The sequence below is a fragment of the Bacteroides sp. MSK.20.12 genome, assembly GCF_019052435.1.
Taxonomy (GTDB): Bacteria; Bacteroidota; Bacteroidia; order Bacteroidales; family Bacteroidaceae; genus Bacteroides; species Bacteroides xylanisolvens.
Genome location: NZ_JAHQVH010000005.1, coordinates 118,091 through 131,677 on the forward strand (window position 1 = coordinate 118,091; position 13,587 = coordinate 131,677).

Here is a 13,587-nt window from a genome sequence, read left to right on the forward strand (position 1 = left end):
TCAGAAATCATTAATCATAAATCATTAAGACATGAAAACCGATTTGTTAGCTAGCCGTCACATCGGCATCAATGAACAAGACACAGCCCTGATGCTACACAAAATTGGCGTGAACTCACTGGACGAACTGATTGATAAAACAATTCCCGCCAATATACGGCTGAAAGAGCCGCTGGCATTGACTAGTCCGCTGACGGAATACGAATTTGGAAAACATATCGCCGAACTGGCAAATAAAAATAAACTATATACTACGTATATCGGTTTGGGATGGTACAACACGATTACCCCGGCTGTTATCCAGCGGAATGTATTCGAAAACCCGGTATGGTACACTTCTTACACTCCTTATCAGACAGAAGTGTCGCAAGGACGCCTGGAAGCGTTGATGAATTTTCAGACAGCCGTGTGCGACCTTACTGCCATGCCACTTGCCAACTGTTCACTTCTGGACGAAGCAACTGCCGCTGCCGAAGCCGTGAGCATGATGTATGCCATCCGTTCCCGTGCGCAACAGAAAGCCAATGCGAACGTAGTCTTTGTAGACGAGAATATCTTCCCACAAACATTGGCTGTTATGACTACACGCGCTGTGCCGCAAGGCATCGAACTGCGTGTAGGTAAATATAAGGATTTTGAACCTTCACCGGAAGTGTTTGCCTGCGTTCTACAATATCCAAACTCGAATGGAAACGCAGAGGATTATTCCGAATTTACAGAAAAAGCTCATGCCGCAGATTGCAAGGTAGCTGTCGCCGCCGATATTTTGAGTCTTGCCCTGCTGACTCCTCCGGGAGAATGGGGAGCAGATATTGTATTCGGAACTACACAACGTTTGGGTACTCCAATGTTCTATGGTGGTCCGTCGGCTGCTTTCTTTGCTACCAGAGACGAATACAAACGGAATATGCCGGGACGAATCATCGGATGGTCTAAAGATAAATATGGCAAACCTTGCTACCGGATGGCTTTGCAGACACGTGAACAGCATATCAAACGGGAAAAAGCTACTTCAAACATTTGTACCGCACAAGCATTATTAGCTACCATGGCAGGCTTTTACGCTGTTTACCACGGTCAGGAGGGTATCACTACAATTGCGTCGCGCATTCACAGTATCACTGTATTTCTTGAAAAGCAACTGAAGAAATGTGGATACACACAAGTCAACGTTCAATATTTTGATACCTTACGTTTTGAGTTGCCCGAACACGTTTCGGCACAACAAATCCGTACCATAGCGCTTAGTAAAGAAGTAAATCTGCGTTATTATGAAAATGGTGATGTCGGTTTCAGTATTGATGAAACAACAGATGTGGCAGCCGCCAATGTATTGCTCTCTATCTTTGCCATCGCTGCCGGAAAAGATTATCAGAAAGTAGACGATATTCCGGAAAAAAGCAATATCGACAAGGCTTTGAAACGGACAACTCCTTTCCTGACGCACGAAGTATTCAGCAAATATCACACGGAAACAGAGATGATGCGTTATATCAAACGTTTGGATCGCAAAGATATTTCGCTTGCACAATCGATGATTTCTCTCGGTTCATGCACCATGAAGCTGAATGCAGCTGCGGAAATGTTACCTTTAAGTCGTCCCGAATTTATGGGTATGCACCCGCTGGTTCCGGAAGATCAGGCAGAGGGATATCGGGAATTAATTAAGAATTTAAGTGAAGATCTGAAAGTTATCACCGGATTTGCAGGGGTGAGCCTGCAACCCAATTCGGGTGCTGCGGGAGAATATGCAGGACTTCGTGTAATCCGTGCTTATCTCGAAAGTATCGGTCAGGGACATCGGAACAAAGTCCTGATTCCGGCTTCGGCTCACGGAACAAATCCTGCGTCAGCTATACAGGCCGGATTTGTGACTGTCACCTGTGCATGCGACGAACAAGGAAATGTAGAAATGGATGACCTGCGTGCCAAGGCTGAAGAAAATAAGGATGAATTGGCAGCGCTGATGATTACTTATCCTTCTACACATGGTATCTTCGAAACAGAAATAAAGGAAATTTGCGACATCATTCATGCCTGTGGCGCACAAGTATATATGGATGGAGCCAATATGAATGCCCAAGTGGGATTGACCAATCCGGGATTCATCGGTGCGGATGTCTGCCACTTGAATCTTCATAAAACATTCGCTTCCCCTCATGGTGGCGGAGGTCCGGGAGTAGGTCCTATCTGTGTGGCCGAACATCTGGTTCCTTTCCTTCCCGGACATGGAATCTTCGGCAATTCGCAGAATCAAGTATCAGCTGCCCCATTTGGTAGTGCAGGTATTTTGCCTATCACGTATAGATATATCCGCATGATGGGTGCAGAGGGATTGACGCAGGCAACTAAGATCGCCATCCTGAATGCTAATTATCTGGCTGCTTGCCTGAAAGATACGTATGGAGTTGTCTATCGGGGAGCCAATGGTTTCGTAGGACACGAAATGATTCTGGAGTGTAGGAAAGTACATGAAGAAGCAGGCATCTCGGAAAATGATATTGCCAAACGTTTGATGGACTATGGTTATCATGCTCCTACCCTCTCCTTCCCTGTTCACGGTACATTGATGATTGAACCGACAGAAAGCGAGAGTTTGGCAGAACTGGACAATTTCGTAGATGTCATGCTGAATATCTGGAAGGAGATTCAGGAAGTGAAGAACAGCGAAGCTGATAAGGATGATAATGTGTTGATTAATGCTCCGCATCCGGAATACGAGATTGTTAGTGATCGTTGGGAACATTCGTACACACGCGAAAAAGCGGCTTATCCGATAGAAAGTGTACGTGATAACAAATTCTGGGTCAATGTAGCTCGTGTAGATAACACATTGGGAGACCGTAAGTTACTACCAACTCGTTATGGCACTTTTGAATAAAGGTGATTTATTATAGAAATCAATTCATTAGAAAAGATTTTTAGAAGCGTCTCAATAAGAAATAATCCCGGGGCTCAATGAATGTAAGCCCTGGGATTATTTTTATCAGCCCAAGACTGAATAAACAAAAGCCCTGGGGATGCATCAATTATCCCCAAGGCTCATATTTTGTGATATGGAATGTAAATCCAACTACAATTCTGAATATTTTTTCTACTTGACAATCGTTACCGTATCAGCCTTCACCTTTTTCTCTTTCATCGGAATCTTCGAATCAGCATACCCCAAAGCTACGCAACCATAGACTTTATGATTGGCAGGAACACCTAAAGAGGTAATATATTCACGAACTTCAGGATCATCACACGTTGTGCCCAACTGGTTGATCCAGCAAGAGCCGATTCCTAAAGAATGGGCAGCCAGAAACATATTTTCTATTGCACAAGCACAATCCATACCAGCCCACCATTGTGTAGGTTCATTGGATACAATCACCAAAGTCGGAGCATGATAATAACAACAATAGGTCTTGCTATGTCCACGCTCTTGCAAACGGGAATCATCGCTTTTTGCAAAAGCTCCTTTAATGCGTTCATTCAGTTCTGTCAATTTATCTACATTTTGAATAGCAGTAAAGTGCCATGTTTCCAAATGCATTCCACTGGGTGCATAAGTTGCAGCTTCCAGAATAGCCTGCAAATCTTCTTCTGAAACTTGCTGACTAGTATAAGCCCGTACACTACGACGTGCTTTAATGTTCTCTAAAACTTCATTCGTTTTCATGAATAACAAGTTTTTTATATATATCGAATCAAAATTTCACCACAGAATTCTAATTTATCATTTACCTTTTAACTAGCCCAATCTTTGCATTCAGTTTGAAATAATAGACTCCATTCTCTCTCTCCAAAAATCCGTATTTATCCTTCTCCAAAGATCCTTTTTCCAAACGGGTATTTTGAAACAAAAAGTCTTCCATTACTTGCTTTTCTGATTTATGATAACAGAGCACCTCTCCACTTCCGCCCACCAACAGAATACCTTCCACAGCCGAATCCAATCCATTATAAATCTTTGCGGGACGCATACCTAAAGCTAATGCCATCAAGAACTGCTTCATCTTAAACTCATAAAACTTATGCTTGTTTATCAGTTCATCTTTAATCTTTAACGGATTCATTTGTTTGATAACTTCCGTCAGCTCACTAATCCGAGAGATACCATCCAAATGCATAATACGAACCATTTCTGTCAAAACACGTGGAAAATGCAGGTCAATCATTAGAAGATTGCTACGGAATACCCGGTCGGCTACATCAGAATATTTAAGTACACCTCCCAATCGTTCGATCATCATCATTCGCTCGGCAACCTCATTGGGAGATTCAGGCAAAGCATTGATTTTATTCACTGTAGGAGTGGCAAATTTGACTCCACTCTGTTCCAGTTTTAGATTTGCAGCACGTCCTCCGTCCAGTAACGGATTCATTACACCCAACCGTGAACGAACATTAAAACCTCTCAACGGAGCTTCCGGATGCCAAAATGCAATAGAGAAATCAGTACGATCTTCTGTTTTTGCTTCCAAATCGAAAATGGCAGCTTCATCTAAAAACTCTTCTACTCCTTCCGGAGAGGTTACGTCATCTTCCGAAGAAGATTTCACAGCCCGCAATATCAAATCAGCTACAATACCAAAGTCTTCGCGAGGCATGAATTTAGTTCCGCTCTCTGCTTCTATACGAATCGTATCTTCCTCAATATAATATTGACGTGTTCCATCATGTTCTTCCCGTTGAATCATTGCAATAGGCCAAGATGTTTCTCCCGCCTTTGCGTCTGCTGTGCCTAGCACTACTTTTCCGTCTGTTAGGAGACGAAAGAAAGAATAGAGTTCGCACCATTCTTTTTTGGTTGCTTCGAATGCCATATATCTTTGTTCTTCTTTATTTTACTAATGTTCTTTTTATCCTAATTTCACTAAGAAATTTCTATCTTCACAATGAATTGCTTACTGATTAATAACCTGCGGTAAGGTTACAGGCAACGCAACAGGAGGTACTATATGAGTTACTTCCTCCAAAGGAGGAAGCTTGCCTACTTGTGCAAACAGGGAGTTTCGAATCCATTCTTTAGGAGTGACTATGATAAATCGTCCCGTCCAGCAACCATCAAAATAGGAAGGATTGCCCGGCTGTTTCTTTATTGGATAGCAGATATTTTCTCCTTTACTCCGCATCTCCGGCGAACGTCCGGGGTCATTTACCCACACATGTTTATCGTCAATGCCACGAAGCACCATCCAGTGCTCTCTCGGACCGGGACGCAAACCACGAACTGCTCCTGTATATCTCACATTCACAAGCACAGGTATACCACGATCAATATAATCTTTCAATACCCGGTAATCTTTCTGCTGAAAATGTTCGGCACTTATCATATTTTCATAATAACGTGTCAAAGAATCAATTTCAAAAGAATAGTATCCTCCCTGCCCTATCGATGTACGACGACGGAAAGGGGCACGTTTTTTCAGAAAGTAGTTACGTTGATACTCAATCAGTTTCTTTTCTGCATCCTGGGCTGTACGTTGTGTATCAGTCGTCATGCCTTTAAAGTAGTCAAAGACCATTAACGAAGAAGCCAGAGAGCAATGCGAGTAAGGACATCCTGTGATTTTCTGCGAATACCACGGAACAGGGATATTATTAGGAGCGAGCTTTTGAGTCTCCTGTGCTTGTGCTTGCGTCTGAACGCTTATCAAAGCAAAGAAGCTTAAAAACAAATTGAAAATTATATGATATTTATTTCTCATGCAATATTTTAAATATCTTATTTACAATACATTCTCCTCATCAAGAATCCGAGCTGTCTCCACCTTTTCCAAACGAGCACGCAATTTAGGCATCATCGAACGACGAATACGTAACGTCATACTACAATCCATGTCATACGACTGATTGAGAATTTCCGGTTCCTCCTCTTTCACAATGCGCATCACGTCATTCATGAAAGGATATTCAAACATTACCGTCACGTCTTCATCTACTGTCTTTTCTATAATTGTAGCGGCAGCAATAGCTTCAGCAGCGGCAGCCTTGTAAGCCACGATCAATCCGCTTGTCCCTAACTTGATTCCTCCAAAATAACGAACTACTATAATCAGGATATCCGTCAGTTCATTTGAATTTATCTGTCCGAGAATGGGTTTTCCCGCTGTTCCGGAAGGTTCTCCATTGTCATTGGCACGGAAATCCTTTCGTGCAGCTCCCAACATATAGGCATAACATACGTGTCGTGCGTCATAATACTTTTTCTGATACGTTTCAAGATGTATTTTTATCTCATCGAGAGTACGCACAGGAAGGGCTATAGCAATGAACTTGCTTCGTTTTTCCGTATAAATACCTTCGGAAGGTTCAATGATGGTTTTATAAGTATCTTCAGCAGTCATGCTGCAAAGATACGGCTTTAATAAGAAAAGTCAATCTATCGTTTGGAAATATTAATGTTCCACTTATCGATGAGATGTAGCTGGAAATATAAAAATCTTTGTTGGCAGATTTTCATCTATAAGATAGTGACGCTATCCAATAAAAATAGTGACAGTATACCACAAGGATACCGTCACTATCCCGGGCATATACCGTCACTATTTTTTTTATCTTAATCGGGTGTTACATTTATTGATATAGCTTACATCAGCAACGTCTTTTTTGCATCATCCGATAGAATTTCCTAATCCAATTTATGAATTACCAACCCCGAACGAAGTTTAGGTTCAAACCAAGTTGTCTTCGGTGGCATGATATTACCTGTATCTGCAATATCCATCAATTGTTTCATAGATACGGGATAAAGAGCCAGAGCCACTTTCATTTCACCGCTATCCACACGTTTCTTGAGTTCTCCCAATCCACGGATGCCGCCCACAAAATCAATACGCTTGTCCGAACGCAAATCCTTTATACCCAAAACTTCATCCAAAATCAGGTTGGAAGAGATGGTAACATCAAGCACGCCAATAGGGTCGTTATCATTGTATGTACCTGTTTTGGCTGTCAGACTGTACCATTTACCACCCAGATAGAGTGAGAAGTTATGTAAGCCGGATGGTTTATAGATATCCGCACCCTTCTCTTCTACTATAAAGTTTTTATCAAGTGCAGCCAGGAATTGCTCGGGAGTCAAACCATTGAGATCTTTCACTACACGATTATAGTCGATGATGGTTAGCTGGTTTGCAGGGAAGCAAACAGCCATGAAGTAATTATATTCTTCATCACCCCGATGATTCGGATTTTGCTTTGCTTTCTCTGCTCCCACTAGTGCAGCAGCGGCAGAACGGTGATGTCCGTCGGCAATATAAAGAGCCGGCATTTTAGCAAATTCGGCAGTAATAGCAGCAATATCCTCATCTTGATCGACAATCCAGAAAGTATGTCCAAAACCATCCCCCGGAGCGATGAAGTCATAAACAGGCTTGCTTGCCGTATACTTCTTGATAATAACATCCAACTTCTCATTATCCGGATAAGCAAAGAAAACAGGTTCGATGTTAGCGTTGTTCACACGGACATGCTTCATACGGTCTTCTTCCTTGTCACGACGGGTAAGCTCATGTTTTTTGATAATCCCATTCATATAATCGGGAACGTATGCACCAACTACCAATCCGTATTGCGTTTTCCCGTTCATCGTTTGGGCATAGATATAATAATTTTCCTTATTATCCTGCACCAACCAGCCTTTATCCTGGAACAGTTGGAAATTCTCGGCAGCTTTAGCATACACTTGTTCGTCGTGTTCGTCCGTACCGACAGGGAAATCTATTTCCGGTTTAATAATATGATAAAGAGACTTTTCGTTACCTTCCGCTTCTGCGCGGGCTTCTTCTGAATTCAATACATCATAAGGACGTGAAGCGACCTGTTCTACGAGGTCTTGCGGAGGACGAATGCCCTTGAAAGGTTTAATTATTGCCATGATATTAGTATTTTATATGTAAAAAATTAAAGCCACAGACTTATTGAAAATCTGTGGCTCAAATATACTACTTATTTCTAAAAGAATCTTATTTGTTTACTCTAAATTTCTCGCAACCATCTTTCAGGAAGCCTACAATTTGTTGAGCGGCAGCAATACCGGCATTGATATTTGCTTCAGCAGTTTGAGCCCCCATCTTCTTTGGAGTTGAGAAATAACGTCCGGCAAATTTCTCTGCAAACTCTGCGTTAGCAGCAGGCATAATATCTGTGATATATTTGAAATCTGCACGATCTTCCATCAATTTAATCAGTTCTGCTTCGTTGATAACTTCCTTACGGGCAGTGTTTACCAACATAGCACCTTTCGGCATATCTTTCAACAGAGCATAATTGATAGAATTTTTCGTTTCGGCAGTTGCCGGAATATGAAGAGATACCACCTGACAAGTCTTATACAGTTCTTCTGCCGAATCAAGTGCTTTCACACCATCTTTTTCGATTACTTCTTTCGGGCAGAATGCGTCGTAAGCATACACTTCCATTCCGAAACCTTTGGCAACACGGGCTACATTACGACCTACGTTTCCATAAGCATGAATACCCAGTTTCTTACCCATCAATTCTGTACCGGAAGTTCCGTTATAGAAGTTACGGACAGCATATACCATCATACCCAAAGCAAGTTCGGCAACAGCATTAGAGTTTTGTCCCGGAGTGTTCATCACACATACGTTGTGAGCAGTGGCAGCAGCCAAGTCAACGTTGTCATATCCCGCACCGGCACGTACTACGATTTTCAATTCTTTGGCAGCATCAAGCACCTCTGCATCAATAATATCACTACGGATAATGATAGCATTAGCATCTTTCACTGCATCCAGCAATTGAGCCTTATCTGTATATTTCTCAAGTAAAGCAAGCTCGAATCCGGCCGCTTCTATTTCTTTACGGATGCCGTCTACTGCAACTTTAGCAAACGGTTTTTCTGTAGCTACAAGTACTTTCATAATTTAATTCTATTTATAAAAACTCACCACAGATTACGCAGATTCTCACAGATTATAGAATTTAGGAATCTGTGCTAATTCGTGTAATCTGTGGTGAAAATAATATATTAATGAAGTTTTTCAAATTCCTGCATGCAGTCAATCAAAGCTTGTACGCTTTCTTTCGGTAAAGCATTGTAGCAAGATGCACGGAAACCACCCACAGAACGATGTCCTTTGATACCTACCATACCTCTTTCAGTGGCAAACTTCAAGAAGTCAGCTTCAAGGTCTTTGTATTCGGGAGCCATCACGAAACAGATGTTCATGCGTGAACGGTCTTCTTTGGCAGCAGTACCCACGAACATTTTGTTGCGGTCGATTTCAGCATACAACATATCCGCTTTTTCAATGGCACGACGTTCCATTTCTTTCACACCACCTTGTGCTTTGATCCAACGAAGGTTCAGCAATGCAGCATAGATGGGCACTACCGGAGGAGTATTGAACATAGAACCATTATCAATGTGTGTCTGATAATTCAGCATTGACGGAATGTAACGAGAAACCTTACCTACAGCATCATTCTTAACAATAACGAATGTAACACCTGCAGGAGCCAGATTCTTTTGTGCACCACCATAAATACAGATATATTTAGAAACGTCAATCGGACGTGAGAAAATATCAGAAGACATATCGGCAACCATCGGAACCGGAGAATCGAGGTCTTTCTTCAATTCTGTACCGTAAATCGTGTTGTTAGTAGTGATGTGGAAATAATCTGCGTCTGTCGGGATTGTGTAATCTTTTGGGATATAAGTATATGTAGCTTCAGCAGAGGAAGCAACTTCTACAACTTCACCAAACCCTTTAGCTTCTTTCATTGCTTTCTTAGCCCACACACCAGTGTTCAGGTAAGCAGCTTTTTTTTCCAGGAAGTTATAAGGAACCATGCAGAACTCCATACTAGCACCTCCACCCAGGAACAGTACCGAATAGCCTTCGGGGATATTGAGTAATTCCTTGAATAATGCCTCTGCTTCGTCAACCACAGGTTGGAAGTCTTTGGCACGGTGGCTGATTTCCATCAAAGAGAGACCAGAGCCGTTGAAATCTAAAATAGCCTTCGCTGTATCCTCTATCACCTCACGCGGAAGAATGGAAGGTCCTGCATTGAAATTATGCTTTTTCATTTGAAGTTTGTTTTTGGTTTAACAATTTCGTTACTTTTGTCTTTTGACCTTGCGAATTTACGAATTTATTCCCATCGCACAAATCTTTCCTTATAAAAATACTGTTTTAAAGCAGATTTTCCTTTCTTTTTATTGGTTTATACAGGATATATACACCATATTGTTATCTATAGATGTCAAGTATGGGATAAAAGTCGAGATTGAAATAGAACCGGAGATATTGATGATAAAACAAAAGATTAATGCAATAAAAATGAATATTTATAAACTGTAACAGTGAATTCAGCTTAGATTAACAGGGAAATAAAGTGGAAAGTAAAATATCTTTGGAAATAAAGTAATCATCCCTATGCTCAATGACTAGTGAACATAGGGACGATTGTACATAATAAAAGAGGACTTTAAGAGTTCTATATTACAAAAAAAAGAATTTTACTTCGCTTCCTCAATAATAGTCTTCATTCCTTTTATTTTCTCTCCTTGAATCAGATTCAGGAGTTGCTTCACCTTAGCCCGGCGAACGGCAACGAAAGCATAATGTTCTTTGACATCAATCGCTCCGACATCTTCGCGAGTCAGATTTCCTTTTTTATATAAGAATCCGGCAATATCGATCCGACTAAGTTTCTCCTTCTTTCCTTTACCTATATATATAGTAGCCCAGAGCGATTTCGGAGGCCGGGGAGGGTTTTCAGGCAACGCCACTGTTTCCATTTCTTCCGGGATATAAGAAGGAAGTTTCTCTTCGGCATGAAGAATCAGATAAGACGTTCCGGTCGCATCCCAACGCGCTGTACGTCCGTTGCGGTGCGTAAAGGCTTCTTCATTGACCGGCAAATGATAATGGATGATATGTCCGACTTCCGGAATATCCAGTCCACGGGCTGCCAGATCGGTAGAAATCAATACATGACAACTGCCATTACGGAACTTGTAAAGCGCACGTTCACGGTCCGGCTGTTCCATACCACCATGAAAACGTTCTGCGAGTAGTTTTTTATCTGCCAATAACTGATGTACACGGTCCACCGCATCCCGATGATTACAAAACACGATGCTCGAACTGCTCCCCAATGTACAAAGCAGGTTATATAAAGTATCAATCTTATCTTTGGAAGGCGAAAGCACCTTCATCAATTTCAAGCGCGACTCTTGTTCTTCAGAATCGTCCGAAAGGAAATTCAACTTAACCGTGCGGTTCAATCCTGTAAATTCGGGAATCTCTTCTGCATCGGTAGCTGAAAGCAACATACGTTTTTTTAATCCCGGAAGTTGGGTGATGATCTCTGCCATTTCATCGTGAAAACCAAATTCCAATGATTTGTCGAACTCATCGATAATTAAAGTTTCAATGGTTTCAGGATTGAAATTCCCTTTTGATAAATGGTCGGTGATACGTCCCGGAGTACCGATGATGATAGCAGGATGATTGCCCAATATACTTTTCTTTTCTTCGGCGATAGGATGTCCACCGTAACAACAGCAGGTTTTCCAGGAAGTCCCCATTGCTTTGAATACAGAATCTATCTGTAAGGCCAGCTCACGCGAAGGAACGAGAATCAAAACCTGCACGCTGTCATCGTTCGGTTTTAGAGTAAGGAGTAAAGGTAACAGATAGGCCAATGTCTTGCCCGATCCTGTCGGTGACAACAGTATAACGTCTTTTCTTCCGGTAGCTTGTTCAAGTGATGCTTCCTGCATCGGATTCAGCTCCTCAATCTTCAAATTGCGGAGAGCCGACTGTATAATTTCATTTTTCTCTAACATGGGGGCAAAGATACAAAAAGGAAAGAGTACGGAGATAAAAATACAATCAAACTTTAGCCATGCCGGTCAATATATAATAACCTTTCAGATTATTCTCTTTCATGTAAATGGTTACTTCTGCCCTACAAGCTGTAACCAAGGCATATCCCGTTAAACTTGAACTCATAGCTTTGACAAATGAATACTCTGTATCATTGTGAATAAAAGATATACGATGATATTCCATAACCTATTGTACTTTAATAATTCTATTGTGTAGCCAAATATACGAATATAATAGATAAGTACGGATAAAAAAGGAGAACTATCTTTAAAACAGACATAAAATAGATACAAACCATAACGGAAAGACATTATGAGATAATAGTAAAAAAAAGCGGGAAATCGAAGAAGCATTACTGCTTTTCAGATTTCCCGCTCTGTGTTTATGTAACCTTTCCGGTCATTGTTCCGACCGGTTTGTTCTCTTCTGCGAATTATCCTCCGAAGTTGTCGAACATCAGGTTCTGTGCCGGAACGCCAAGATCGTCGAGCATCTTCTCAACAGCTTTCGACATCGGACCAGGACCACACATGTAGTATTCAATATCTTCAGGAGCTTCGTGATTCTTCAGGTAAGTTTCGTAAATTACGTTGTGAACGAATCCCGGAGTGTACTTCACGCCTGCAGCATCAGCAGCAGGGTCCGGACGGTCGAGAGCCAAATGGAAAGTGAAATTCGGGAAGTCCTTTTCGATTTGCAGGAAATCTTCCAGATAGAACACTTCGTTCAGCGCACGGGCACCATAGAAGTAAGACATCTTACGGTCAGTAGTATGCAATGTCTTGGTCAAGTGCATGATTTGCGCACGCAACGGAGCCATACCGGCACCACCACCAATCCACATCATTTCCTTCTTAGAATCGAAGATTGGGTGGAAGTCTCCGTAAGGACCGCTCATTATTACCTTGTCACCCGGTTTAAGAGTAAAGATATAAGAAGAAGCGATACCCGGCATTACGTCCATAAATCCAGGACCTTGTTCTTTCGGTTTGAACGGCGGAGTAGCGATACGTACTGTCAACATGATACGGTCACCTTCGGCAGGATAGTTGGCCATAGAGTAAGCACGGATTGTCTCCTCGTCGTTCTTACACTTCAAACCCAGCAAACCGAATTTCTCCCATGCAGGAAGATATTCATCACCAATCAAGCTCTTGTCAATGTCCTTGTCATAGTCCATTGAGAATTTAGGAATCTTAATCTGTGCGTAAGAACCCGGGATAAAGTCCATGTGTTCGCCTTTAGGCAGAGCAACGATGAACTCTTTGATAAATGTAGCCACGTTCTTGTTGGAGATTACTTCGCACTCCCACTCTTTCACGCCAAGTACAGATTCGTCAATCTTGATTGACATATCGCCTTTCACTTTCACCTGACAGCCCAGACGCCAGTGGTCTTGCTGCTGTTTGCGACTGAAGTGAGGAACCTCAGAAGGTAGGATTTCGCCGCCTCCTTCGAGTACTTGGCATTTGCACTGTCCGCAAGATCCCTTACCACCACAAGCAGATGACAGGAATATCCCATTTACAGACAGCGTATTCAACAAAGTAGAACCGGAAGCCACTTCCAATTCCTTTTCGCCGTTGATTGTCAGTTTTACGTTTCCTGACGGCACCAGGAAATTCTTGGCAACCAACAAGATTACAACAAGCAACAGAATAACCACAAGGAATACCCCAATGCTCGCTAATATTAAATTCATATCCATTGTCTTATTCCTTTCTTT

11 protein-coding genes are annotated in these 13,587 nt (G+C 41.9%); 1 reads left to right on the forward strand and 10 read right to left on the reverse strand.

Translation table 11 applies throughout. The features are described from left to right. Positions 1–31: 31 nt before the first annotated feature. Positions 32–2,881: an aminomethyl-transferring glycine dehydrogenase gene (gene gcvP / locus KTR06_RS04505; protein ID WP_217290007.1), complete on the forward strand. Its 2,850-nt coding sequence runs from the start codon at positions 32–34 to the stop codon at positions 2,879–2,881. Positions 2,882–3,094: 213 nt separating this feature from the next. On the opposite strand, the gene KTR06_RS04510 is transcribed toward gcvP, so the two are convergent. The 10 genes from KTR06_RS04510 to nqrF all read right to left on the reverse strand — a co-directional run bounded on the left by KTR06_RS04510 (position 3,095) and on the right by nqrF (position 13,569). After that, on the reverse strand, positions 3,095–3,664 hold the full coding sequence (locus KTR06_RS04510) for a nitroreductase (RefSeq protein WP_008643824.1): 570 nt from the start codon (positions 3,662–3,664) through the stop codon (positions 3,095–3,097). A gap of 61 nt (positions 3,665–3,725) precedes the next feature. Then, positions 3,726–4,811 carry an HpaII family restriction endonuclease gene (locus tag KTR06_RS04515; protein ID WP_074910286.1) on the reverse strand — a complete coding sequence of 362 codons (1,086 nt, stop codon included), beginning with the start codon at positions 4,809–4,811 and terminating at the stop codon, positions 3,726–3,728. 81 nt (positions 4,812–4,892) lie between these two features. Beyond that, positions 4,893–5,696 carry a C39 family peptidase gene (locus KTR06_RS04520; RefSeq protein ID WP_192498819.1) on the reverse strand — a complete coding sequence of 268 codons (804 nt, stop codon included), beginning with the start codon at positions 5,694–5,696 and terminating at the stop codon, positions 4,893–4,895. 21 nt (positions 5,697–5,717) lie between these two features. Next, on the reverse strand, positions 5,718–6,335 hold the full coding sequence (locus tag KTR06_RS04525; protein ID WP_009041156.1) for a YigZ family protein: 618 nt from the start codon (positions 6,333–6,335) through the stop codon (positions 5,718–5,720). 284 nt (positions 6,336–6,619) lie between these two features. After that, positions 6,620–7,867 (reverse strand): DUF1015 domain-containing protein, encoded by a 1,248-nt coding sequence (locus KTR06_RS04530; protein ID WP_015531233.1) that lies wholly within the window; start codon positions 7,865–7,867, stop codon positions 6,620–6,622. 88 nt (positions 7,868–7,955) lie between these two features. Then, entirely contained in the window at positions 7,956–8,876 is a 921-nt protein-coding gene (locus KTR06_RS04535; RefSeq protein WP_015531234.1) for an NAD(P)-dependent oxidoreductase, read from the reverse strand. 107 nt (positions 8,877–8,983) lie between these two features. Continuing rightward, on the reverse strand, positions 8,984–10,051 hold the full coding sequence (serC, locus tag KTR06_RS04540) for a 3-phosphoserine/phosphohydroxythreonine transaminase (RefSeq protein ID WP_008022134.1): 1,068 nt from the start codon (positions 10,049–10,051) through the stop codon (positions 8,984–8,986). A 432-nt stretch (positions 10,052–10,483) separates the two neighbouring features. Then, positions 10,484–11,818 (reverse strand): DEAD/DEAH box helicase, encoded by a 1,335-nt coding sequence (locus tag KTR06_RS04545; protein ID WP_008643837.1) that lies wholly within the window; start codon positions 11,816–11,818, stop codon positions 10,484–10,486. Between the two features lie 46 nt (positions 11,819–11,864). Continuing rightward, on the reverse strand, positions 11,865–12,044 hold the full coding sequence (locus tag KTR06_RS04550; protein WP_004306317.1) for a hypothetical protein: 180 nt from the start codon (positions 12,042–12,044) through the stop codon (positions 11,865–11,867). A 250-nt stretch (positions 12,045–12,294) separates the two neighbouring features. Beyond that, on the reverse strand, positions 12,295–13,569 hold the full coding sequence (gene nqrF, locus KTR06_RS04555; RefSeq protein WP_008022130.1) for an NADH:ubiquinone reductase (Na(+)-transporting) subunit F: 1,275 nt from the start codon (positions 13,567–13,569) through the stop codon (positions 12,295–12,297). Positions 13,570–13,587 lie beyond the last annotated feature (18 nt).